The sequence below is a fragment of the Exiguobacterium sp. s91 genome, assembly GCF_018618915.1.
In the GTDB taxonomy this organism is placed as follows: Bacteria; Bacillota; Bacilli; order Exiguobacteriales; family Exiguobacteriaceae; genus Exiguobacterium_A; species Exiguobacterium_A abrahamii.
In genome coordinates, this window is the sequence record NZ_JACSMZ010000005.1 from 19,889 (window position 1) to 44,640 (window position 24,752).

General features: G+C 45.6%; 18 protein-coding genes. 15 read left to right on the top strand and 3 right to left on the bottom strand.

Features of this window, described 5'->3' with window-relative positions; genetic code table 11:
• The first annotated feature begins 79 nt into the window (after positions 1-79).
• Both KNQ06_RS15655 and KNQ06_RS15660 read left to right on the top strand, forming a co-directional pair.
• Positions 80-4,258: a DNRLRE domain-containing protein gene (locus KNQ06_RS15655; protein WP_215148782.1), complete on the top strand. Its 4,179-nt coding sequence runs from the start codon at positions 80-82 to the stop codon at positions 4,256-4,258.
• A gap of 3 nt (positions 4,259-4,261) precedes the next feature.
• Positions 4,262-4,786: a hypothetical protein gene (locus KNQ06_RS15660; protein WP_214859097.1), complete on the top strand. Its 525-nt coding sequence runs from the start codon at positions 4,262-4,264 to the stop codon at positions 4,784-4,786.
• Between the two features lie 558 nt (positions 4,787-5,344).
• Here KNQ06_RS15660 and KNQ06_RS15665 read toward each other — a convergent pair.
• The gene (locus KNQ06_RS15665; protein ID WP_215148784.1) at positions 5,345-7,138 is read right to left on the bottom strand and encodes a type I phosphomannose isomerase catalytic subunit; all 1,794 of its coding nucleotides are present in this window, start codon (positions 7,136-7,138) and stop codon (positions 5,345-5,347) included.
• Between the two features lie 147 nt (positions 7,139-7,285).
• Here KNQ06_RS15665 and KNQ06_RS15670 point away from each other — a divergent pair, with 147 nt between their 5' ends.
• From KNQ06_RS15670 to KNQ06_RS15690, 5 genes are all read left to right on the top strand, one after another.
• The gene (locus KNQ06_RS15670; protein ID WP_215148786.1) at positions 7,286-7,582 is read left to right on the top strand and encodes a PTS sugar transporter subunit IIB; all 297 of its coding nucleotides are present in this window, start codon (positions 7,286-7,288) and stop codon (positions 7,580-7,582) included.
• 5 nt (positions 7,583-7,587) lie between these two features.
• Complete coding sequence (locus tag KNQ06_RS15675; RefSeq protein ID WP_215148788.1) at positions 7,588-7,917, top strand: PTS sugar transporter subunit IIA; 330 nt, start codon at positions 7,588-7,590, stop codon at positions 7,915-7,917.
• A 15-nt stretch (positions 7,918-7,932) separates the two neighbouring features.
• On the top strand, positions 7,933-9,270 hold the full coding sequence (gene celB, locus KNQ06_RS15680) for a PTS cellobiose transporter subunit IIC (RefSeq protein WP_215148790.1): 1,338 nt from the start codon (positions 7,933-7,935) through the stop codon (positions 9,268-9,270).
• 47 nt (positions 9,271-9,317) lie between these two features.
• Positions 9,318-10,739, top strand: a complete 1,422-nt coding sequence (locus tag KNQ06_RS15685) for a glycoside hydrolase family 1 protein (protein ID WP_215148792.1) — start codon at positions 9,318-9,320, stop codon at positions 10,737-10,739.
• Between the two features lie 82 nt (positions 10,740-10,821).
• Positions 10,822-11,550, top strand: coding sequence for a GntR family transcriptional regulator (locus KNQ06_RS15690; RefSeq protein ID WP_214859093.1), 729 nt, complete (start codon positions 10,822-10,824; stop codon positions 11,548-11,550).
• A gap of 625 nt (positions 11,551-12,175) precedes the next feature.
• Here the strand turns inward: KNQ06_RS15690 and KNQ06_RS15695 are convergent.
• Positions 12,176-12,775 (bottom strand): DUF624 domain-containing protein, encoded by a 600-nt coding sequence (locus tag KNQ06_RS15695; RefSeq protein ID WP_215148794.1) that lies wholly within the window; start codon positions 12,773-12,775, stop codon positions 12,176-12,178.
• A 31-nt stretch (positions 12,776-12,806) separates the two neighbouring features.
• A complete protein-coding gene (locus KNQ06_RS15700; protein WP_215148796.1) occupies positions 12,807-13,931 on the bottom strand; it encodes a GntR family transcriptional regulator in 1,125 nt (374 codons plus the stop codon).
• A 366-nt stretch (positions 13,932-14,297) separates the two neighbouring features.
• Between KNQ06_RS15700 and KNQ06_RS15705 the strand changes: the two genes are divergently transcribed.
• The 8 genes from KNQ06_RS15705 (at position 14,298) to KNQ06_RS15740 (ending at position 24,747) form a co-directional block, all read left to right on the top strand.
• Positions 14,298-15,647: an ABC transporter substrate-binding protein gene (locus KNQ06_RS15705; RefSeq protein ID WP_215148798.1), complete on the top strand. Its 1,350-nt coding sequence runs from the start codon at positions 14,298-14,300 to the stop codon at positions 15,645-15,647.
• 67 nt (positions 15,648-15,714) lie between these two features.
• Positions 15,715-16,611 carry a carbohydrate ABC transporter permease gene (locus tag KNQ06_RS15710; protein WP_214804756.1) on the top strand — a complete coding sequence of 299 codons (897 nt, stop codon included), beginning with the start codon at positions 15,715-15,717 and terminating at the stop codon, positions 16,609-16,611.
• 72 nt (positions 16,612-16,683) lie between these two features.
• Positions 16,684-17,526 carry a carbohydrate ABC transporter permease gene (locus tag KNQ06_RS15715; protein ID WP_214859112.1) on the top strand — a complete coding sequence of 281 codons (843 nt, stop codon included), beginning with the start codon at positions 16,684-16,686 and terminating at the stop codon, positions 17,524-17,526.
• Between the two features lie 71 nt (positions 17,527-17,597).
• Entirely contained in the window at positions 17,598-18,995 is a 1,398-nt protein-coding gene (locus KNQ06_RS15720; protein WP_215148800.1) for an arabinan endo-1,5-alpha-L-arabinosidase, read from the top strand.
• Positions 18,996-19,272: 277 nt separating this feature from the next.
• A complete protein-coding gene (araB, locus tag KNQ06_RS15725) occupies positions 19,273-20,964 on the top strand; it encodes a ribulokinase (RefSeq protein WP_215148802.1) in 1,692 nt (563 codons plus the stop codon).
• Positions 20,958-21,656 carry an L-ribulose-5-phosphate 4-epimerase gene (gene araD, locus KNQ06_RS15730; RefSeq protein WP_058265990.1) on the top strand — a complete coding sequence of 233 codons (699 nt, stop codon included), beginning with the start codon at positions 20,958-20,960 and terminating at the stop codon, positions 21,654-21,656. The genes araB and araD overlap by 7 nt, the downstream gene beginning before the upstream one ends.
• Before the next feature lie 33 nt (positions 21,657-21,689).
• Positions 21,690-23,177 carry an L-arabinose isomerase gene (gene araA, locus KNQ06_RS15735; protein WP_215148804.1) on the top strand — a complete coding sequence of 496 codons (1,488 nt, stop codon included), beginning with the start codon at positions 21,690-21,692 and terminating at the stop codon, positions 23,175-23,177.
• A gap of 43 nt (positions 23,178-23,220) precedes the next feature.
• A complete protein-coding gene (locus tag KNQ06_RS15740) occupies positions 23,221-24,747 on the top strand; it encodes an alpha-N-arabinofuranosidase (protein ID WP_215148806.1) in 1,527 nt (508 codons plus the stop codon).
• Positions 24,748-24,752: the final 5 nt, after the last annotated feature.

Sequence of the window (24,752 nt, forward strand, 5' to 3'; positions counted from 1 at the left end):
AAAGGAATAATTGATAGGTCGATTGTTGTATAAAGAGAACTCAGATATTCCTTAAATACAATGAAATGAGGAGACGGAATTGAAAAAAAGGGCTTTACAAAAGTGGACAAAAACGTTGGTGGCCAGCTCGTTGCTCGTGAGCTCCCTCCCGCTTCACATCAAGGATGTGAAGGCAGAAGAAAAATCAGGGCTCAAACTGAATGGTAGCTTCGAGAGTTCTCCCGCCTACATGCTCGACCCAGAAGAGAAGGTCGGCGAGACGATCAATACCCCTTTCATGGAATCCGAGAAGAAGGGGGAAGGCGATTATCGACTAACCATCTACAATGATGAACAATTTCTCAAGCGCGATGGTTCTTGGAAGGATGTCGACCTTCGACTAGCGGAAACGCAAGGACGGACGATCGAGCCGAAGAATTCGAAAATCGATGTACGATTCTACGATAGGATTTCCTCGCGAGTTCCTTTCATGTCGGTCGAAGGAAGCGACGGCGATGCCATCGACTTCCGGTTCGAGGGTACTCAGACGAAGGACGGATTCCAGAAAATCGAGGAGCGCCCGGGGGACACGAACGATAATCAAATCATCTACAAGGATATCCATCCCGGAGTTGACGTCCGTCATGTCGTGATGAACGAGGAAGTCAAAGAAGACATCATATTGAATCAGAAGAACATGGATATCGAGAAATTCATCTACCGAATCCATACGAAGCTCGATGTCGGGCTTGATGGGGCTGGGAACATCCTCTTCAAAGATCCGAGGGACGGTGAAGTGAAGTACACGATGCCAGCGCCCGTCATGAGTGATAGCTCGTTCGATGCGCGTTCTGGATTATCGAGAGAGAGCCGCGATATTCGTTATGAGCTGGTCAAGGAAGAGGATGGCTTCACCCTTGAGTTGATCCCGAGCAAGGAATGGCTCTCGGATGAGGATACGAAGTATCCGGTGTATATCGATCCTACGCTCAGCCGTGGTGCTGCACAAGATGCTTTCGTGACGAGCGCGGATCCGAAGGGGAACTATAATAAGTTCTGGAGTTCCGCACAGGGAGAATACGTCCTACGGGTAGGTAATTATGACGGCCAGACGGGGACGAACTATGCTTTCATGAAGATGGATGGACTTTCTGACATCAAGGGGGCTACCATCACATCAGCGAGTCTGAAGACTTACGTCAAGTGGAGCTATCATCCGACGACGAAGACCGGCATCTGGTTGGATAGAGTCAATTCGAAATGGTCGGAATCGAGCATCAACTGGGAGAACAAGCCGACGTCGACCAACATCACCTCGACTAAGGTGGCACGGGCGCAATGGGCCACGTTCAACGTGAAGGATACGATTCAACAGATTGCCGATGGGAAGATGGATGACTACGGCTTCAAGCTGCACGCGAACGGCAACGACGAGAATTATTGGAAACAACTTACAGCAAGCGAGTCCGGTAAGAAATCGAATGTCGTCATCTCATATAGCTATCCTCAGATGAAAGGATTGAAGGCAGAGCCTTTCCCGACTGCAGCGGGCGCATCGACCGGCTACATCAATCTATCTTGGGGGAAGGCGAAGGAAGCGACGAACTACCGGTTGCAGCTCTTCAACGGGAAAGGTTGGCGTACCATCTATAAAGGGACGGCGACTAGCTTCAGCACCAAGAACAAGAAGCTCTGGCCGACGACGAATCAGTACAAGGATAAAGATTCTCTGACGGGAGGAATCGCCTTCCGGGAAGGCGATGGGATGGAGCTCCCGCTCGACCCATCACCGATGTATCGAGCGAGCAACAACTCGAACACGAACACGAAAGCCTATCAGTTCCGTGTCGTCGCAGACTACGAACTAGGGTCGAGTGAGCCATCGACGACCGCGAAGCCGGTCCTCGATGGCATCATCCCCGAGAATCCTGAGACGCCTCAACTCGAAGGCATACATTCGAACCAGAAAGACGATAAGGGATGGGTCGAACTAGAATGGGATGAGGTCGAAGGAGCTACATCTTATGATCTTCTTATCTACAACGGTGATAAGTACGAACGTCTCCCAGTAGGGAACGAGACGAGCTGGTCGAGTAAGGGGAAGCGAGTGTTCCCTACCGATGAGCAACTCAATAGTGCATCCTCGGGCAATCTGTTCAGGAAAAATGGAGATGGACGTGATTTCTTAAGTGATCCGCGCACACTCTATAGTGCTACTGGGATCAAACACGAGAATACGACGAACTATTACGTCAAGCTAATTGCTAAATCGGACAAAGGGGAGAGCCTCCCGTCCTCTGCCCTTAAATTTTGGTTCCCTACAAAGTCACCTGTCACGAATGGTCGCGGGTTTGCATATAAAGGTGCGGATGAATCCCGTGGTTATTTGACGGCCGCCTGGAGTCCTGTAAAAGATGCATCGGGCTATCTCATCCTCATAGACAACGGAATCACTAAACAAATCGTGCAGCAACTCTCGGCAGACGAAAATTATTGGAGTAGTCGTGACATCGGGCTTTATCCAACGACTACGGCAGATGCTAGTTTCCGGACGGACTTCGAAGGTCTCGAGTTATTACGTGATGCGGGGAAGCTATATTCACTCTCTGACATGAACAGGGCTGACGAATCTTCCTATCATGTATACGTTCAATCATTTAGAGATGAGGATACTGAGAAAAAGGAATTATCCTCGAATAGATATTTAGGAAAAAGTGATATAGAATCAGAAGACTCTAGCTTGACCCTAGATATGAGCGATTTCGATAACGAACCTGTTGAGGTGGCTAGTAGTCTTAATCCTATGGAGGAACCGATACTTGAAGTCATCGAACGAGATGGCGACGAGGAGAAAGTCGACCTCGCAAGTGACCTTTCTGTCTCATGGAAACCCGTACCGAAGGCACTTAAATACCAGGTGATGATTTACAACGGACATGATTATACGTATTTTGATGTACCAGGTGATTTAAACAGTTGGACGACGCTTGATAGGAACATATATCCGACATCGGAGCAAATAAAAAATGGCGACTTTTCATATAGAGTGAACGAGGATGGACAGGCGATTCCTCCATCTCCTGAAACTCTATATGCTGCGGTAAGAAAGCATTATAATGAACCTGCATCCAGTAGTGATAGTTATCAGGTCCGGCTATCGGCCATTTTGGAAGAAGGGGCTACTCCTCCTTCAAAAATCTCAAGCATATCGATACCTTTAGAAGAACCTGAAGTATGGATTGAGAATGATGTGGTGCATCCGGATGGACACAGAGAAGTCGAGATGAGATGGAGAAAATCTCAGGATACTACTTCTGAGCTATTAGTTTTCAATGGACAGAAGTACATCTCTTATGGCTTAGGGAATTCGACAATCTGGAATTCAGATCAAGCTAAGATTTATCAGAATGAGGATAAGCTCTCTCTCCAGATGAACGGTCCTGCCAGTACGTCACTTCCACAGAACATGGATAAAATATATCAATTGAATGGTTTGTCGAAAGAACAAATTGACGAATTACCTGAGTATCAATTCATGGTCCGCACTACGGACGCTAAAGGACGTACGAGTGAACGAGAAATTGAACTTGAACGTCCATGGAACGAACAGGAATATGATGTAAATGAAGAAGATGATGAATCAAGTACGATTGAAGATGACTTTGAATTCGAGTTGTACAACAATGAATTATTTTTGGATAACCCAGTAGAACGGGCGACCGCTCAGAGAGCGGGAGCAATCAAGACTTTGGTCCGTGTCACTGTTTCGCTATTCAAAAGTAAAAAGAAAGTTGTTGTAAAAAAGAAACGTAAAGGAAAGAGAAGCCTGACGGCAAGCATCAAATTTGATCCTAAAAATGCTGGTGGAAAAGTGGCTATTGAAGATGCGGGACGTTATTTGATGCACAAAGATTTCGCCTTAGGAAAAAAATCATTGGGACAACCAGCTATTCTGACTCCCGAAAGATTTTCGCACATCCTTAGAAGACATCATATTGGAGTTTGGGATGGGAGTTTTGGACCGAATAATCTTCAGACATTTTTCCCAAATGGTACTTCATACGGTCAAATTATGAATATAATGAATGACGTAATGAAGCATCCGAAAGTAAAAGACAAATTGACGAAAAAGAAAATAAAAAATATGAGGACTGGTTATCGTATTTCTCCGACCGTAGAAATTAATGGTATATCTTATAAAATTGGAATCCACATGGATATGAACAGAAAATTAATCGTTGATCAGTTTTATCCGAAACACCAATTATGGAGGTTTTAAACGATGAGCACTATCAAATTAAAAATTGATTCGATAGAACTGAAATTTAAGTCTACAGATGGAACCATTCAATCAATCGAAAGTTTTTCTGCACAATTCGAGAGAGGTTTTTATCTGGTTGAACATCCTGAAAAGTTTAAAGACATCAAAATAGAGATGTATATAAATTCGAATTTAGGAAATCATACATGTGGTTTTGGTTTTAATCAAAAGGATGTTGAATGGGGCCATTATTTAGTAGATAAACTTGTTCAAAAATGGACGATTATTTGGGAGTGGTTTTATCAGGCTTGGATTGATTCAAAAATCAGTTTGGATGAAGAACAGTCAGAAATAAACCATGACAACCTAGATTGGGTGTTAGATTTTGATGATAAAAATTCGTTCTCTAAAATTAGAGATGAAAAATTGTATTACGACCATGATTTGAAAGCTTTGATTGATTTAGAATATTCTTTACCAGCGATACGTAAAGTCATTAGTCAAGTAGATTTATATGCAAGGAAAAATGATGTAAAGAATGATTAATATATATAGACCGATGTATTTATCGTGAACTTACGATGGATACATCGTATTTTAATTTATCTTATCTCAACTATTTTTATCGGTAGTGACTAACTCTATTATAAAAAAGATAAGGCTTTGACAGTCGAATAACTGATTGAAGTACTGGAAGTGAGGAAGTATTGAACATCACTATTGATGTTGAGCCGTATACAACTTCATTTCATGAAGCGGTTCAGTTGTGTACTCTGCGTCATAATTATAGTTCTATGGCTTTCTATCCATTCAATCAATTTATAAAAAGTTGTATACATTATATTCATTCAGCATAAAAAAAGAGGTTCACTTGTTCACTCGTATTTATTTTCTGAATTCCTTGTATATATGGCACGCCGATTTCTAATCTTAAGAAAAATCTACAATTAAGGAAAAAGATTGTATACGTTTCGATGTCGAAATGTATACAATCTTTTTTTGTTCTCTGATTCATTATGAACTAATACATTCAATCTCGAACATCACTTACGATTGAGTAGCCAATGAGTGCGATGTTCGAGACATTCTTTGACATGATCAGAATCAGCCGAGATGGGCAGCACCGATGACCCCCGCATGACCCTCCAATGTCGCGAGACGTACATCGATGCTCGGACGAAGAGCAGGATAGACGAGCTCGCGGACTCGGCAGATCAACTCTTCCCAGAACAAATCTGCAGATCCTGTGACTCCCCCTCCTATGATGATGACCTCGGGGTCGATCGTGTGGATGATGTTCGCGAGCCCTGTCGCCAAGTGGTTGATGAATCGGGTTCGTTCTGAGGGTACGGTGAGCAGCATCTCGATGGACGAGGCTTCCTGCTCCATGGCACGTGATTGGAGTGCGGTGCCGCTCGCCAACCCCTCGAGGGATCCGACGTTGAGAACCGGATGGACGGGCCCGGATGAATCGATGATAGTGTTGCCAATCTCTCCCGCATACCCATTGGCCCCGCGAATGAGCTTCTTCTCATGGACATAGCCACCCCCAATCCCGGTGCTGACCGTCACATAATAGACGGAAGAGGATGTCTGTCCGGCTCCGAACAACGCCTCGCCTAGCGCCGCTGCATTCGCGTCGTTCTCGAGACAGGTCGGGAGCTCGAATCGGGAGGCGATGGGGGTGACGAGGTCGACGTCGTCCCAGCCAGGCAGATTCGGTGGGGATAACAGGTGTCCGGTCCTCGCGTCGAGTGGACCAGGTGCGGCGATGCCGATGTTCGTCAGATGGAACTCTTCCGAGAAGTATCGGATGGCATGTTCGATGTGCGAGATGGTCTGCCCAGGGTCGGCGACCGGATTAGTCGGGAAGGACAACTGCTTGATGACCTTCTCCTGATCGACGACGGCGACGCGTGTCTGCGTACCGCCGAGATCGACACCGATCCGGAATGGCTTTATCGTCTTAGGAGCAGGTCCGGTGACCAACATGAGACCGTCCCCGGAGACGACATGCTCGCTGTCAGCAGGGAGGAGTGCGGTCGCCCCGACCGATAACACAACGTCGTCCAATTCGATGGTCCCCTCGACGACGGTGATGATACGGAACGTCGGACTCGGGTCTAGTGCATGGGTCTGACGGATGGTCCATTCCTCGACGAAGAAATCAGGATTCCGCGTCAACCGTCTTCTGGATGGGGACAACGGGACGGAAGGCTCTAAGTAACGATAGTGAGGGAACCGTATCACGCGGCGGGCCTGTTCGATGTGGAGTGTACGCAGAGTGCCGGTGACTGAATTGAGACGATCATAGTCATGCAGACGATAGGTCGTGTCCGAGTTCTGTTGGATTTCGAGGACGACACATCCTTCCGTCAGGGCATGGACGGTCCCCGCCGGTACATAGAGGAAATCACCCTTCGATACCGGTACGTGATGCAATGACTGCAACAATGTCCCCTGAAGGACAGCCTCGTCGAACTCTTCCTGGGAGGACAAGGAATGACCGTGGATGAGGGAGGCGTCCTCCGGACAATCGATGATGTACCAACATTCGTTCTTTCCGTAAGGTTGTTGCTCATAACGTCTGGCATCGGCGTCGTTCGGATGGACCTGGACGGATAGGTCCGTCGAGGCATCGATCCACTTCAACAGGAGCGGGAAATCAGAATCCGTCTCCATGCCGAAGATTTCAGGGTGGTTTGACCACAACTCTTCCAGATTGAGACCGACGAACGGTCCGGATTCGACGCGCGTAGTACCGTTCGGATGACTCGCGAGTGTCCAGACCTCGCCTGTTCGACTTGCGTCAGGGATGGGAAAACCATACTCGCGAAGTCGCTGTCCACCCCATATCCGCTCCTTGATGATTGGTTCGAAATAAATCGCTTCCTGCATGCTAACTCCTCCTTCATCCTATTTTCAAATACAACTCTACACTTTTATGAAATAAAAATAAACAAATTAAATATCAAGTATAGACATGGAATAATAAATGCGTATAATCAAATTTGTAAGCGATTACAAAAAAGGAGGAGATTTTAGGTGAAGAAAATCATGTTGGCGTGTAGTTCAGGGATGTCGACGAGCATCCTGGTGTCGAAGATGCAGGAACATGCGAAGGATATCGGAGAAGAAGCGAAGATTTGGGCGGTCGGACAGGACCAGGCAATGAAGGAGATGGATGGCGCCGACGTCATATTGATCGGACCACAGATGCGGTTCCTTCTCTCGAAGTTCCAGCAGGCGACGGACAAGCCCGTCGAGGTGATCGACATGATGGCGTATGGCATGGCGGACGGAAAAGCGGCCTATGAACAAGCCGTGAAGTTGATGGGGTGAACGACATGCAGACGAACGAACAGACAATCGAGCAAGTCGCATTCATGATGATCCTACACAGCGGGAATGCCAGAAGTACGATTCGTGAGGCGATCGAAGCCTATAAGGAAGGGACGTTCGAGGAGTTCGAGCGGTTGCTGTCGGATGCACGCGCTCAACTACAAGAAGCACATCAGGTCCATTTCGGGCAGGTCCAGAAGGAAGCGAGCGGTGAACCGGCGACGCTATCCTTGTTGTTGCTACACGCGGAGGACCATCTGATGTCGACGCAGACGATGCTGGATCTCACAGCCGGGCTCATCGAGCTCATGGAACATAAGTTCTCTAAAAAATGATAAGGAGTGTTTGAGATGACAGAGAATAGTAAGTGGTTCGACCTGTTGAGCCGTTTCCTGATGCCGATGGCGGCATTCTTGAACAACAGTCGCTACCTGCAGACGTTACGTGACGCATTCATGCTTGCTTTCCCGATTACGATGTTCGGTTCCTTGATCGTCGTCGTCGCCAACCTACCATTCCTCGACAAGTTCATGTCCCCTGGCGTGCTCGACGCCTTCAAGACGTCGCTCGGGAATGCACCATCTGCGACGATGGGCATCATGTCATTGTTCGTCGTGTTCGGTATTGGCTATTATCTATCCAAGAGTTATGAGGTCGAAGCCGTATTCGGTGGTGTCATTGCCCTCGTCTCGTTCCTATTACTTACTCCGTTCTTCGTCTCGGTCGAAAACGTCACGGAGCCGGTGGGTAACGTCATCCCGCTCGACCGACTCGGCGCGAAGGGCATGTTCCTCGCCATGATCACAGGATTCCTGGCAGGAGAGATCTATCGCTTCATCGTCCAGAAGAACTGGACGATCAAGATGCCAGCTGGTGTACCGACCGCGGTCGCCAAATCGTTCTCGGCACTCGTGCCGGCATTACTTACGCTCACTGTCTTCCTCGGGATCAACATCGCAGTCACTTCACTTTTGGACACGAACCTACATGACCTCATCTTCAATCTCGTCCAGAAACCACTCGTCAACTTAGGGAACGGTCTCGTCCCGACATTGATCGCCATCTTCTTCGTCCAATTGTTCTGGTTTTTCGGTCTTCATGGACAGGTCATCGTCAACTCGGTGATGGATCCGATTTGGAACACGCTGTCCCTCGAAAACCTGAACGCCTATACCGCGAACGGAGAGATCCCGAACATCATCAGCAAACAGTTCATCGAAATCTACACCGTTGGGATCGGGGGATCCGGTTCGACGCTGGCGGTGGTCGTCGCCATCCTGTTGTTCATGCGCTCCAAGCAATTGAAGCAGATTGGGAAACTATCGATCGGGCCTGGTGTCTTCAACGTCAATGAGCCAATGATTTTCGGTCTCCCGATCGTCATGAACCCGTTGATCATGATTCCATGGATCGTCGCACCATTGATTACGGTGACCGTGACATACTTCGCCATGTCGACGGGCATCGTCCCGCCTCCGACCGGCGTAGCCGTGCCGTGGACCGTCCCGATGTTCATCAGCGGCATGATGGCGACCAACTCCCTCGCCGGAGGTCTGTTACAGCTCGTCAACTTCGCCATCATTATGGCGGTCTGGTTCCCGTTCCTCGTCTTCATCGATCGACTGAACCTGAAGAAGGAGCGCGAGGAGGCGAACGCAACGCAGGAGAAGAAGGAACAAATCGGCTGAACGACGTCGGTTGAGTGAAAAACAACTATAGATAGGATGTGCATAGGATGAATCAGACAGAGAACACGACCATGCAGGAGAAGAAGTATACCTTCCCGACCGACTTCTGGTGGGGGACGGCAGCATCCGCGACGCAGATGGAAGGCGCTGCGCATGAGGACGGTAAGGGACCGAATATCTGGGACTACTGGTACGAGCAGGAGCCGAATCGTTTCTTCGACGGCGTCGGTGCGACGGTGGCGTCCGACTTCTATCACCAGTACGAAGAGGACATCGCTCTGATGAAGGAACTCGGGCACAACTCGTTCCGGATGTCGATCTCCTGGTCCCGTCTATTCCCGACCGGAGAAGGGGAGGTCAACCCGCTCGCCGTCGACTTCTACAATCGCGTGATTGACGAGCTGATCCAGTCCGGCATCGAGCCCTTCGTCAACCTGTACCACTTCGACATGCCGCTCGCGTTGCAGCAGCAGGGTGGCTGGGAGAGCCGGGATGTCGTCACACGTTACGTCGACTATGCCAAGGTCTGCTTCGAGCTGTTCGGGGACCGCGTGACGAAATGGTTCACGCACAACGAACCTATCGTCCCGGTCGAGGGAGGCTATCTGTACGACTTCCATTATCCGAACGTGGTGGATTTCAAGCGCGCCGTCCAGGTCGCCTATCATTCAATCTTGTCGAGTGCCCTTGCCATCGAGGCGTATAAGGAGTCGGGCCAGGCTGGCAAGATTGGCATCATCCTCAACCTGACGCCGTCTTATCCGAGAAGCCGGAACGAGGCGGACCTTCATGCCGCTCATCTGGCGGACATCCTGTTCAACCGTTCCTTCCTGGACCCGTCCGTCCTCGGGACATTCCCGTCAGAATTGATAGACCTGTTGAAGGAACAGGATGCGCTTCCTCTGATGGAGGAACTGGATCGACAGAAGATTGCGACACACACGGTCGACCTGCTCGGCATCAACTATTATCAGCCGAGACGAATTAAGGTGAAGGAACATCTCCCGAACCCGAAGGCACCGTTCATGCCGGAGCACCTGTTCGACTACTATGAGATGCCAGGGCGGAAGATGAACCGTCATCGTGGCTGGGAGATCTACGAGAAGGGCGTCTATGACATCCTGACGAACCTTCGTGAGAACTACGGGAACATCGAGTGCTTCATCTCGGAGAACGGGATGGGGGTCGAAGGGGAGGAACGCTATCGCGACGCGGACGGCAGCATCCAGGACGATTATCGGATTGACTTCATCGCGGAGCACCTGAAGTGGGTGCATCTGGCCATGGAGGAAGGTTCGAACGTCAAGGGCTACCATCTCTGGACCTTCATGGACAACTGGTCTTGGAGTAACGCCTACAAAAACCGCTACGGCTTCGTCGGCGTGGACCTTACGAGTCAGGGCCGGACGGTCAAGAAGAGTGGTCACTGGTTCAAGCGCGTGATCGAAGAGAAGGGGTTCGTGAGATGAGGAAGGATGATCAGGGTATATCTAGCCCTGGTCATCCTTTTTTGTTATATTATATGTATATGTCTATACATGGGGTGTAATCATGTCTATTAAAAAGAAACCAAAGTATGAGAAAATCGCAGATGAATTGCGCGGACGAATCCTTAACGGAGGTTATGATGTCGAGGAAGCGATGCCGGACGAAATTCAACTCGCGGAGGAGTTCGCGGTCAGCCGGATGACGATGAAGCGGGCCCTCGAAATCCTGGTGTCGGAAGGCATCATCTATCGTCAGCGAGGACAGGGGACCTTCATCTTGCCTTCGAGCTTCTCACAGGGGAGAATCAACGTGTTGAACAAAGAGTCCCAAGGGTTGACGAAGCTTCTCGGCGAGCGGACCGTCAGGAGTGAGGTCCTTCAGTTCGAGGTACGCTTTCCAGATGCGGAGGTCGCACGTCACTTAATGATTGAGAAGACCGATCCCGTCTATGAGATTCGGCGCGTCCGTTATGTCGATGACGAACCTTACGTGATCGAGCATACGTTCATGCCTTCCTCGTTGATTACTGGTGTGACGAAGGAGGTCCTCGATAGTTCGATTTATCGATACATCCAGGAAGAACTCGGTTACACGATCACGAGCTCACACAAGATGATTCGGGCGGATAAACCGAACCAGTGGGACCGTGATTATCTTGGGAATGAGGAGACCGATCCAATTATCGAGGTCGAGCAAGTCGTCTTCCTCGGGAACGGAAAGCCGTTCGAGTACTCGTTCTCGAGGCACCGTTACAATAAGTTCGTCTTTACTTCCGTTCACATCGGTCGATGAATGACGTTGGGGCAAGTGAATGATTACTTCTCGGTTTAATCAAATGAAGAATACTATTAAATAATTCGTGGTTTTAAATCAAAAAGGCGTATACATATTGCGACATCGTAATGTATACGTCTTTCTCTATACTCTTAAAAACTATTTTTACGAATATAATCGAGGATAACTAGATAGATGAAGAGATATGACTTGAATGAAGTTAATCTGAAGAGTATTGAGAGAGAAGGCTTATTCATGCGGTTGTTAGAAGAAAATTGAGTTAAGTTTTTTAACACGATATTACTATTTTGATTGGTTGGGTGAAATTATTTTTTTAATTTTTTATGATAACTATGGTCAAATAGTAGGTATTAAGCAGATGATTACATCTGAAAGGCTAATTGATAAAGAAGTTGGATGCATTATCATCTCTACGTCTTTAAAGATGGCAATAAAATGACAGATAAAGTATTAAAGACGGTATACTATTTCAAATCCGTATTGTATTTAGACCTACTTAAAAAATAGCCATAAAGAGAGCTCTCGATCATCGAGAGCTCTCTTTATCTTGATGTTTTAAAATTAAAATCTATACCGAGAAAACGGACATGTTGTAAGTGTGAGAGCTCTGATCCGACGAAGGTTATGATTTAAGCATCGTGCGATCCAGCTGATGTAAATACAACTTGGTAGTAAGGAATATAACAAACGAGAAACCGAACAATAAATAGAGTGGTGATTGATAAGCCAATATACACAATGTCGTGAGTAAAAGAAACGAAAACAATAAAACATATCCATAACGTATTGAGCTAAAAAGAGCTAACTTGAGAGCATCCTTTTTTTTCAGCTCATAATGCGAGAGGATTGGAAATAAAAAAACGGAAATAGCTAAAAAGAACAAGCTGACAATTGAGAGACCTGTAAATAAGAAAGTCTGTCCCGTTTCTAGGTGACGAATGATAAAAAAATCAATAAGTAAGAACAGTAAGGTAAAGGTCCACAAAATGCCGAACTTTAAATGGTACTGCAACGCTTCTTTGAAAAAATGAATGTAGGATCGAAAAACACTGTAATCTCGATGTACTGACCACTGTCTCGTGACGGCGGTTAAGGCATACAGAGCTGGGAAAATCGTGATGACTGGTAAAAGGGTGATGAAAAAAATGAAATTCAACTGCACAAGTCCAGTAGTGAATTCAAGAAGTTGAAATAGCTTGTTTTGTTCATGCTTTAAGTTCATAAGTACCTCCTCCGAAATTCTCCTCAAAAAATTAACCAGATTTAGATTCGAGACGATTAAATGGTGCTGTTGAGTTACGAATAATTAATTCCGGTTCATAAATGTGAGAGGGAGGGGCTTCTTTTTTCTCCACCGCTGCGATGATCCGTTCTGCTGCCGCGCGTCCGAGTTCTTGCTTGGGATGGATGATCGAAGTCAACTTCACTTCCGTTGCTACTGCAAGGACGGAATCATCATAACCTACAAGAGAGATATCTTGCGGAACAGATAGACGTAGCTTCCGTAACTGATCCAACACGTTTAGCGCCAATTGATCATTGTAGCAAACCGCAGCACTTGGCCGATGCTCTTCACTCTCGAAGAAGAGTCCAATCGAATCATAGAAACTTGAAACTAACTCTTCCGTTGTATAGGTGATGATCAATTCTGGTTCTAAAGGGATGTTGTACTCACGAAACGCACGAAGAAATCCACGCATGCGATAAACTCCCTGTAAATCATCCGTTTTAAACAAGCCCATGATACGTTCATGACCAAGATTGATGAGATGTTCTGCTGCTAAAAATCCACCTCTTTCGTCATCCATCATGAGATGAGGAGGCATCAATTGGGAGTAATACTGGTTAATCATCAAGTAGGGGATGTTTTGTTGCTCAAGTTCTAGATAATATTTGATGTTCGGATTATGATTACTACTTTTGGTTGGTTCAACAATTAATCCGTCAACTTGACGATCTAACATCATTTCGAGGCATTGACGCTCTTTCTCTACATCATTGTCTGTACACGAAAGTGTCAAAGTATATCCTTTCGAAGCTAAATGAGATTCGATTCCTCGAATGATGGATGGAAAGATGTAATCAGACATATAGGTTGTAATCACACCGATATTCTTGCCGTTATTAGAGCGCTCGATTACCTCAGCTTCTGGTTTAGGAAGTACGTGGGAGCAGTAAGTTCCTGAACCTTGTTCGCGGTACAAATAGCCTTCATTCACAAGCTCTCCAACTGCTTGGCGAATCGTGTGCCGACTAACTTGGAAAGATTGTACAAGTTCACTTTCAGGAGGAATTTTTTCACCAGGACGTACTATGCCATCCTTAATCCAATCAAGTATATGATCCTTCACGATGCTATATTTTGTCCGTTGTGCCATGAGGCGTCCCTGCTTTCTCTCTTGTATCAGCAAACTTATCCGTACAAGATATGATAGTACTTACATATTAGCAAAGATTTGTCTGGTTTGCTATGGATTTAAGAGAAAATCAATTGATAAATCATTTAAATGTACGTACAAAAAAGAAATAAATGACAAAAAATCAAATTGACATGCCCAAATGTGTGTAATAGACTCAAATTGTGCAGAAAACGCTTTCATTGTTCATTTAACTTGTTTTAACTGTCTTTTGTTATAGCGTTGTGTGGGCTTCGCTATAAAAATATCGTATTTGCTTAAATAAATATGTACGTACATCTTAATTCCGCTTTGACCCTGAAAATTAAAGCAATGGAGGAATTCACAATGAACCTTAAAACAAAGAAGATGTTTGCGCTAACCATGACCGCCTTGATGACAACATCAATAGCATTAGCTGGTTGTTCAGGAGATGGTAAAAGTGCGGATGGAAAAGTCGAACTCACATTCATGTTTCGTGGGAATCCTGAAGAACTAAAAGCGTACAAAGCAACAGTAAAACGATTTGAAGAAGCCAATAAAGACGTTAAAGTGACAATGGTACAAACAGCTCCAGATCAATATGATACAAAATTAAAATCTGCTATTGCAGGACGTAAAGTACCAGATGTCTTCTTCTATAATCCGGCTCAAGTCAAAGCTTACGTGAACTCGGGTGTATTACTAGATATTACAAAGAACGTCGAAGGATCGAAGAACATCGAGTTAGAGGATATCTGGAAAAAAGGTGTTGATAAGTACCGGTATGATGGAAAGGTGCTTGGCAAAGGCGCTATTTACGGTCTTCCAAAAGATTTAGGACCATTTGCGCTCGGTTATAATAAGACGATGTTCGAAAAAGCAAAGGTACCACTTCCGGATAAAGACAAACCATACACGTGGGATGAGTTTATTCAGGTAGCTAAGAAGTTAACGAAGGATACGAACGGTGATGGGAAAATAGATCAGTATGGTACTGGATTTAATGTGAACTGGGCATTGCAACCATTCGTCTGGAGTAACGGGGCAGATTGGATCAATGAAGAGGGAACGAAGGTAACGATTGACGATCCAAAATTCATCGAAGCCCTCCAATTTTTTGTGGACCAGCAGTTAAAACATAAAGTAACTCCATCTATTGGAGAGTCACAAACACTCGATACGTATCAACGGTGGATGAAAGGACAACTGGCGTTCTTCCCTGTCGGTCCTTGGGATATGGCGGCTTTCAAAGATCAATTAAAGTTCGAATATGACCTTCTTCCATGGCCAGCAGGATCAACAGGTAAAGCAGCTGGTTGGGTTGGATCACTCGGAATTGGTGTAGGGTCAACAACGCAACATCAAAAAGAAGCGACAGAACTAGCCATGTACTTATCTGCCAATCAAGAAGGACAACAAGCATTGGTAGATGCACAAGTCCAGCTACCAAATAGTATGAAAATCGCAAAAGATTGGGTGGAAGATACATCTATTAAACCTGCTAACAAGCAAGAATTCCTTGATTTAATCAATGATTATGGACGCGGTATGCCAGCAGAAAAAACATATACTGCTGAATGGTATGATGAGTTCTTCAAAAACATCCAGCCTGTCCTCGATGGAAAAACATCAGTGGAAGACTATGTGAAAAAAGAGCAACCAAAAATGCAAAAGTTGCTAGATGATGCCATCGCTCAAGAGAAACAGGCGAACTAACTAGAGATAATGAGTCGGGTGGCGTAAGTCGCCACCTGGAACTCTAGTGTAGAAAGGATGGAAGACAATGAAGACAAAACCGATTTCCAAGTTATATCGTACGGAGCAACGATATGCTTACCTATTCGTTGCGGCTCCGGTAATTGGGTTCTTTCTGTTTGCTTTAATTCCGTTAATGTATTCCTTCTATGGTGCGTTCACGAACTGGAATGGACTTGGACAAATGAAGTTTATTGGTCTCGAAAATTTCATTAATGTGTTCCAAGACGAGTATTTCTATAAAGCCATGTACAACACGCTGTTCATGATGATTGGGATTCCCATTGGTATCGTATTAGCGTTATTACTTGCCCTCGCGTTGAATCGAGGAATTTTTGGTACAAATACGTTCCGCGTTATCTATTACATTCCCGTCATTTCTTCCATCGCCGCTGTCTCGATTTTGTGGCAGTGGGCATATAACGGTGATTATGGTTTGGTAAATCAGTTCTTAGACTTAATCGGTATTGATGGTCCAAACTGGCTCCAAAATGCTAATACCGTCAAGCCGGCGTTGATCGTCATGGCAATTTGGAAAGGTCTTGGCTATACGATGCTCTTGTATTTAGCGGCCTTGCAGAGTGTCCCGCGTTCCTATTATGAAGCAGCGAAATTAGATGGTGCGAATGCCTGGCACTGTTTTTGGTATATTACACTCCCTATGGTTAAACCGGTCACCTTCTTCATCATCGTGACAAATATTATTGGTGGTGCGCAAATCTTTACGGAAATCAACGTTATGACACCGACAGGGGGACCGGAGTATTCATCTGCTTCTGCCGTCTTCTACATTTGGCAAAAATCCTTTGGAAACTTCCAGCTAGGCTATGCTTCGGCAATGGCACTCGTTCTCGGTCTTTTCATTTTCATCGTTACCTTGTTCCAATTCCGTATGAACGAAAAATCATCATTCGATTTGGATTAAGAAACTAATATCTTAGAAAGGAGAATAACCATGCAGTTAGCCCTTACACGAAAAAAAGAAAATGTAGAGACGATGTCCGTAAAGAAAAAAGACCGGATCACGGATATCTTTGTCTTTATCTTTCTGACAATGGGTGCCATCGTCATGATCGCTCCCTTATTGTGGATGGTGTCCACCTCTTTGAAATCGAAAGATGAAGTGTTTTCACTTCCACCGGTCTGGATTCCTAGCGACATATCGTTCAATAAGTATTTGGAGATTTGGAATATGGGTCCGCTCTTGTCTGGCATATCAAACAGTCTGATCGTCGCCCTATCTGTCACGATCGTTGGAACATTCACCTCGAGTCTCGCGGCATTCGCGTTCGCTAAGTTGAATTTTAGGGGCAAAAATAAAATCTTCCTTCTCTTGTTCGCGTCTGTCATGATTCCGTATCCTGTCCTGATGATTCCACAGTTTATGATGTTCTCAGAAATCGGATGGGTGGATACACTTCTTCCGTTGATTGTACCTGGTTTGTTCGGAAATATTTTCATGATTTTCTTCTTACGTCAGTTCTTGAACAGTATTCCGAATTCTATCATCGAAGCAGCAAAAATTGACGGGTGCTCCTATTTTCAAATTTTTTATAAAATCGTCTTCCCGTTGATTAAGCCCGCCGTAGCCGCACAATTGATTCTATGGTTCATGGCGATTTGGAATGATTATCTCGGTCCGATTCTTTATCTCAACTCTCCGGAAAAACAAACCCTACAATTGGTCATCGCTAATTTTAATGCATCCTATGCCATCCAAAGTGATTATCCATTAATTATGGCGGCATCTGTTGTCGCATTATTACCGATGTTGATCGTCTTCATGATTTTTCAAAAGCAAATCATCGAATCGATTGCTATTTCTGGTGTTAAAGGGTGAGGTATAACGAAAATGGAAACGCCCGTCTTGAGTAAAGGCGGGTGTTTTTAATTAAAGGAGGAAAAATTCGTATGAAAAAAATATTAATAGGATTCATCGTGTTGTTCATCGCAGGCTGCTCTTTCTTTTGGTGGTCCACGAGGGCATCTCTCCAGGATTTGAATTTACCGAAAGCGCCTTTTGATAAGAAAGCGGCTGATGTCAGACCAAATATTTTGAATCAAGAAAAGAAGTGGACGACAAACTTTACGCATGATGGGGCAATCATAAAGGAAGGTGATACCTACTATGTGTTCTCGACAGATTATATGGTAGGAGGTCCACCGACACCGGGCATCCAGGTTCGGAAATCAAAAGATCTCATTAATTGGCAATTCACAGGTCGTGTATTTGATGAAGTCTCTCAAGAAGCGTTCAAATGGACGGGAGGAAATACATTTTGGGCGCCCTCCATTACGAAAATCAAAGATACATTCTACCTCTACTATTCTGTCTCAAAAGTTGGGAGTCGTACTTCATACATTGGTATGGCGAGCGCTTCTAATATTGAGGGACCATGGCACGATCAGGGAGTCGTCATCGCTTCAAAAGAAGGGGATGGAAAAACGGTTAATGCGATTGATCCTCACGTGCTAAAAGACCAAACAGGAAAATGGTGGATGACGTATGGATCCTATTTTGGTGGTATCTTCTTAACGGAAATCAATCCGAATACGGGGAAATTGATGAAGAAGTCGTCAGAAGGTAAGTTACTTGCTAAGCGAAAAGATATGACGATGGGAATAGAAGGTCCAGAAATTCTTTACAACGCAAAAACAGGTTATTACTACTTGATGGTTTCATATGGTTGGTTAGAAGATTCGTATAACGTAAGAATCGGGCGATCAAAATCGATCGATGGACCCTATGTTGATTCTCGTGGGCGTGATTTACGGGATACTTCAGATGAATCATTTGATACTGGCTTAAAAATTGTTGGCTCCTACCGTTTTGGAGGAGACGACGGTTACGTGGGGACCGGTCATTCTGCATTTTTACAGGATGGAAAAGATACTTTTATTACCCATCAAGCTCGACCAAGCGAAGATATCTATTGGTCGCAATTGCAGGTCCGAAAAGTGTATTGGACAAAAGATGGGTGGCCAGTGGTTTCGCCTGAACGATACGCAGGTGAAAAGAATATCAGTGTTCAAAAAGACCAGATCGTTGGAGAATGGGAAACCATTATTTTTCCGCGATTTGATGATGGTCAGCAACAATCAAGAAAGCTGAAGTTGCAAAAAGACGGCACCCTTTTTGATGAGGAAGGTTCGTGGCAATTAAAGGGGAACATCCTTAGTCTACGCATTAGGCAAGAAAGGTATGAGTTACAGGTCGGTGCAGCGTGGGATTGGGAAAATTGGAAATCCACGATCATCATGACAGGTCTTAGTGAGGACGGAACAGCAATTTGGACAAAAAAAAGTTAAATCAATTATTTGTACGGACAAATAACTATATTGAAGGAGATTAAAAGTTTAATAAATAGAAAAAAACGTAAATAATTGCGTATTTTCTGAAAAATGATTGCTTATTCCTAAATAATTGATACAATCATAGTGTAAGTTATACGTACAAATTTATTGTTTGTTTAAGTTTTCTGCACAAATTTTGATTATTTGTCCGGATGAAAATGAGGGAGTGCCCACACACTTTATTTTTTCTTCTGAAATGTAAGCGCATTCTTTTTGGGAGTAGGGTGATGAAATGTCGAAATATACAATCGGAATTGATTATGGCACGCAATCAGGTAGAGCCGTCTTGATTGATGTCGAAACAGGTCATGAAGTGGCGACTGCAGTCAAACCATATACACATGGAGTAATGGATCAATTTTTGCCTGATGGAAAAACACGGCTTGAACATGACTGGGCACTCCAACATCCGCGTGATTATTTAGAGGTCCTAGAATTGACGATCCCCGCAGTTGTCAAAGAGGCAGGTATTACGAAGGAACAAGTCATTGGGCTTGGTATCGACTTTACAGCTTGTACGATTCTACCGATCGATGTCGATTTAAATCCGTTGTGCTTCCGTGAAGAGTATCAAGATAATCCGCATAGCTATGTGAAGTTGTGGAAGCATCATGCAGCTCAAGATGAGGCAGACGCTTTGAACCGTATTGCGAGTGAACGAGAAGAACCTTTCTTAAAACGCTACGGCGGAAAAATCTCATCCGAATGGATGATTCCGAAGGTCTGGCAAATTCTAAACGAAGCACCCTCCATTTACGAGGCTGCTCACGAAATTTTAGAAGCGACGGATTGGGTCGTTTCTCAGCTAACTGGAAAAGTGGTACGCAATAGTTGCACGGCTGGCTATAAAGCGATCTGGCACAAACAGGAAGGCTATCCTTCTAGAGAGTTTTTCAAAGCGTTAGATCCACGACTTGAGAACGTAGTCGAAGAGAAGCTTTCAAACGACATCGCACCCATTGGTGCCAAAGCAGGAGAATTAACAATATCCTTTGCAGAACGAATCGGTCTCCTTCCGGGAACTGCCGTTGCCGTAGGGAATGTAGATGCTCATGTTGCAGTACCTGCGGTCGGGATCACGGAACCTGGTAAGTTGTTGATGGTAATGGGAACGTCTACTTGTCATATCCTGCTTGGTGAAGAGGAACAGGTCGTACCCGGTATGTGCGGTATCGTCGAAGACGGAGTCCTACCGGGGTTAATGGGATATGAAGCTGGTCAGTCCTGTGTCGGAGATCATTTCGAATGGTTCATCGAAAACTGTGTACCAAGTGACTATTTGCAAGAAGCAAACATTCAAGGTGTTAGTACGCACCAATTATTGACTGATAAGGCAACGATGCAACGCGTCGGTGAACATGGATTGATCGCTCTTGATTGGTGGAACGGAAATCGTTCTACACTGGTAGATACGAATCTGACGGGCGTACTTTTAGGTGCAACATTACTGACGAAGCCAGAAGATATTTACCGCGCATTGATCGAATCGACTGCTTATGGCACGCGAACGATTGTAGAAGCGTTCCGAACAAGTGGTGTTCCCGTCCACGAAGTATACGCTGCAGGAGGAATTGCGGAGAAAAATGCCTTGATGATGCAGATTTATGCCGACGTCCTAAACATGGAAATCAAGATTTCAGCCTCTTCTCAAACTCCAGCTTTAGGATCTGCCATGTTCGGTGCTGTAGCCGCAGGAGCAGAACGAGGTGGTTATGCCACCATCACCGAAGCAGCGACGAAGATGGGACGCGTAAAAGAAAAGACATATCTTCCGATTCCAGAAAACGTTGAAGTGTATGAGGCGCTGTTTGCTGAGTATACGAAACTATACGATTATTTCGGTCGCGGAGAAAATGATGTGATGAAGCGATTAAAGAAAATTAAGGCGGAAGCGTCGCGTCAGAAGGGGGAACCTGTATGGTGAGTCGTCAATTAAAAGAAGAAGTGCTTGAAGCGAACCTAGCATTGCCGAAGCATGACTTGGTCACCTTCACGTGGGGGAATGTCAGTGGGATTGATCGAAATGCAGGTTTGGTCGTCATCAAACCGAGCGGTGTTCCATATGATGCTTTGACGATAGAAGATTTGGTCGTAGTCGATTTAGAAGGCAACGTCGTCGAAGGCGATCTTCGTCCATCTTCTGATACGCCAACACATTTGGCTTTGTATCGGGCTCTGCCTGAGATAGGAGGCATTGTCCATACGCATTCCCCTTGGGCGACGAGCTGGGCGCAAGCAAAGCGAGCGATTCCTGCATTTGGGACGACACATGCCGACTACTTTTACGGAGAAATTCCGTGTACACGTGAATTATCTGATGAAGAGATCGAGACGGCGTACGAGTTGGAAACCGGAAACGTCATCATTGAGACGTTGAACGAACTACACTTGGAACCTGTTGCCGTACCCGGTGTACTGGTCGCAAATCATGCACCTTTTTGTTGGGGCAAGGATGCGGATGAAGCCGTACACAATGCAGTCGTACTTGAGGAAGTAGCCAAGATGGGTATTCATGCCTTGAATCTGAATCCAGGATTAGCACCCATCAAACAAAGCATCTTAGATAAACACTACTTGCGCAAACATGGAGAAAACGCCTACTACGGTCAGAAATGATAGGTGCACATAGCTAGATGAGGGGGATTTTAAATGTTGACAGCAAACACACACGAATTTTGGTTCGTGACAGGAAGTCAGATGCTCTACGGTGAGGAGGTACTTCGTCAAGTCGAAACGCATTCGAAAGAGATGGTCTCAGGATTAGATGCAGCGGATGTCTTCCGAAATCGAATTGTTTACAAGGGAGTCGTCAAAAATGCAGAAGAAATTCGGCAGATGATGTTGCGGGCGAATGCTGATGATACCTGTGCCGGTGTGATCACATGGATGCATACCTTCTCACCATCGAAAATGTGGATCAGTGGGATGCGTGTGTTACAAAAACCTTTGCTTCATTTTGGAACACAGTTCAATCGTGACATCCCGTGGGATGCGATCGATATGGATTTCATGAACCTCAATCAGTCAGCGCACGGTGATCGTGAACATGGTTTTATCACAAGCCGGATGAACGTGAAGCGAAAAGTGCTAGTCGGTCATTGGGAAGATGAACTCACACGTCAAAAGATGTCATCTTGGATGAATGTGGCGCACGCATTAGCGGAAAGTAAGAACTTAAAGGTCGCGCGTTTCGGTGACAACATGCGGAATGTAGCGGTGACAGAAGGAGATAAGGTCGAAGCACAAATCCAACTGGGCTGGACGGTCAATGGGTATGGTGTCGGTGACCTCGTCACCTATATGAATGCGGTCGCGGAGTCAGATTTAGATGACTTGATGGAAGAATATCGCACGCGGTATGAAATGACGAATACTGGAATGGAAGAAGAAGCATTCCAGGAATCGGTCCGCTATCAAGGGCGCATCGAACTCGGTATGAAAGCTTTCCTGGAAGCAGGTGGATACACAGCATTTACGACAACCTTTGAAGACCTACATGGCATCAAGCAACTACCAGGGCTAGCCGTCCAACGATTGATGGAGCAAGGATACGGATTTGCGGGAGAAGGAGACTGGAAAACCGCAGCGCTTGTTCGACTTATGAAAATCATGGCGAGCAACGAACGGACATCTTTCATGGAAGACTATACTTATCATTTTGAACCAGGCAACGAAATGGTACTGGGAGCGCATATGCTCGAGATCTGTCCGACCATTGCGGTCGATAAGCCTAGAATCGAGGTTCATCCTCTCGGAATCGGAGATCGTGAAGCGCCAGCGCGGATGGTATTCGAAGGACAGAATGGCAAGGCATTGAACGCTAGTCTGATTGATTTAGGACATCGCTTCCGTCTCTTGGTAAACACAGTCGAGGGCATCCAACCTGATGAAGCAATGCCGAATCTTCCGGTGGCACGTGTTCTATGGAAAACAGAACCATCGATGGCTCAAGCTGTCGAAAACTGGATCCAAGCCGGGGGAGCGCACCATACTTGTTACTCGTATGAAGTAACAACTGAACAATTGCGCGACTTCGCAGAACTTTTGAACATTGAAATTGCAGTCATCGATAAAGAAACGGAGACAGTTCGATTTAATAATGAGTTACGTTGGAATGAACTGTACTATCGACCATAATTTATTGGGACCTTACTAGGTCCCTTTTCTTGGAGGAGATACTATGAATAACCAACTCGTCACATCAACGTTAAATACAAAAGAAGCGGCAACACAATTGATCGTCAACGTGGATTTACCAAAAGGTAAAATCAGTAAACATATCTATGGACACTTCGCGGAACACCTCGGACGTTGTATTTATGAAGGTCTTTGGGTCGGTCCGGAGTCGACCATACCGAATACAGATGGCATTCGGAACGATGTACTAACAGCTTTGAAGAAATTGAACATTCCGGTCTTACGCTGGCCGGGTGGGTGCTTTGCAGACGAATACCACTGGAAAGATGGTATTGGACCGAATGAAAACCGAAAACGGATGGTCAATACACATTGGGGTGGCGTCGTCGAAAACAATCATTTCGGAACCCATGAATTTATGCGTCTGTGTGAACTACTAGAGTGTGAGCCTTATATTTGTGGAAACGTGGGGAGCGGAACCGTCCAAGAGATGTCTGAATGGGTGGAGTACATGACGTTCAATGGCGAGTCACCGATGGCGAATTGGCGTCAGGAGAATGGTCGTACAGAACCGTGGTCGCTTACGTATTTTGGTGTTGGTAACGAGAACTGGGGCTGCGGTGGAAATATGCGTCCGGAATATTACGCTGATCTATATCGACGCTATCAGACCTATGTACGCAACTATGACGGCAATCAACTTTATAAGATTGCTGGTGGTGCAAACATTGATGACTATAAATGGACCGAAATTCTTATGCGTGAAGCGGGTACGATGATGGATGGCCTCAGTCTTCACTATTATACGATTCCAGGCGATTTTTGGTTAGGGAAGGGTTCAGCGCTAGATTTTACGGAAGATGAGTGGTTCATAACTTTGAAACGTGCCTATTATATGGATGAACTGATCACAAAGCATGGACAAATCATGGATCAATATGATCCAGAGAAGCGGGTCGGTCTCATCATCGATGAATGGGGAACGTGGTTCGACGTTGAACCAGGAACGAATCCGGGCTTCTTGTATCAACAAAACTCTATTCGAGATGCGCTCGTCGCAGCAATTCACTTCAATATCTTCCATAAGCATAATGATCGTGTTCACATGGCGAATATCGCGCAAATGGTCAATGTGCTTCAAGCGATGATCTTAACGGAGGGGGACCAGTTCATTCTCACGCCAACATACCATGTCTTTGAGATGTATCGCGTCCATCAAGATGCTGAACGTGTCGAGCTAGCAGCTATCACGCGTGACTATGTAGCCAAAGAAGAATCGATTCCCTCTGTAAATGCGACAGCTTCTCGCGATGCTGATGGTGTATTGCACATTAGCCTCTGCCAGCTTGACCATCAAAACAGCGATAAGGTCGAAATTGATCTGCGGGGAATGGGGACGATTTCGGACGTATCAGCGCGCATTTTAACAGCAGATCATCTCAATGCTCATAATACGTTTGAACAACCAGACGTGGTTGCGCCACGTGAGCATGAGGTCAAGGTGACGGAAGACGGGAAGCTCATCATGGATGTTCCAGCGATGAGCGTCATCACACTGGCGGTTCGCTGAGATGA

Excerpts from the sequence above, each read along its gene's own strand:
- KNQ06_RS15660 (WP_214859097.1), top strand. The coding sequence starts at position 4,262 with ATGAGCACTATCAAATTAAAAATTGATTCGATAGAACTGAAATTTAAG.
- KNQ06_RS15665 (WP_215148784.1), bottom strand. The coding sequence starts at position 7,138 with ATGCAGGAAGCGATTTATTTCGAACCAATCATCAAGGAGCGGATATGG.
- KNQ06_RS15675 (WP_215148788.1), top strand. The coding sequence starts at position 7,588 with ATGCAGACGAACGAACAGACAATCGAGCAAGTCGCATTCATGATGATC.
- celB (WP_215148790.1), top strand. The coding sequence starts at position 7,933 with ATGACAGAGAATAGTAAGTGGTTCGACCTGTTGAGCCGTTTCCTGATG.
- KNQ06_RS15685 (WP_215148792.1), top strand. The coding sequence starts at position 9,318 with ATGAATCAGACAGAGAACACGACCATGCAGGAGAAGAAGTATACCTTC.
- KNQ06_RS15690 (WP_214859093.1), top strand. The coding sequence starts at position 10,822 with ATGTCTATTAAAAAGAAACCAAAGTATGAGAAAATCGCAGATGAATTG.
- KNQ06_RS15695 (WP_215148794.1), bottom strand. The coding sequence starts at position 12,775 with ATGAACTTAAAGCATGAACAAAACAAGCTATTTCAACTTCTTGAATTC.
- KNQ06_RS15700 (WP_215148796.1), bottom strand. The coding sequence starts at position 13,931 with ATGGCACAACGGACAAAATATAGCATCGTGAAGGATCATATACTTGAT.
- KNQ06_RS15705 (WP_215148798.1), top strand. The coding sequence starts at position 14,298 with ATGAACCTTAAAACAAAGAAGATGTTTGCGCTAACCATGACCGCCTTG.
- KNQ06_RS15710 (WP_214804756.1), top strand. The coding sequence starts at position 15,715 with ATGAAGACAAAACCGATTTCCAAGTTATATCGTACGGAGCAACGATAT.
- KNQ06_RS15715 (WP_214859112.1), top strand. The coding sequence starts at position 16,684 with ATGTCCGTAAAGAAAAAAGACCGGATCACGGATATCTTTGTCTTTATC.
- KNQ06_RS15720 (WP_215148800.1), top strand. The coding sequence starts at position 17,598 with ATGAAAAAAATATTAATAGGATTCATCGTGTTGTTCATCGCAGGCTGC.
- araB (WP_215148802.1), top strand. The coding sequence starts at position 19,273 with ATGTCGAAATATACAATCGGAATTGATTATGGCACGCAATCAGGTAGA.
- araD (WP_058265990.1), top strand. The coding sequence starts at position 20,958 with ATGGTGAGTCGTCAATTAAAAGAAGAAGTGCTTGAAGCGAACCTAGCA.
- araA (WP_215148804.1), top strand. The coding sequence starts at position 21,690 with ATGTTGACAGCAAACACACACGAATTTTGGTTCGTGACAGGAAGTCAG.
- KNQ06_RS15740 (WP_215148806.1), top strand. The coding sequence starts at position 23,221 with ATGAATAACCAACTCGTCACATCAACGTTAAATACAAAAGAAGCGGCA.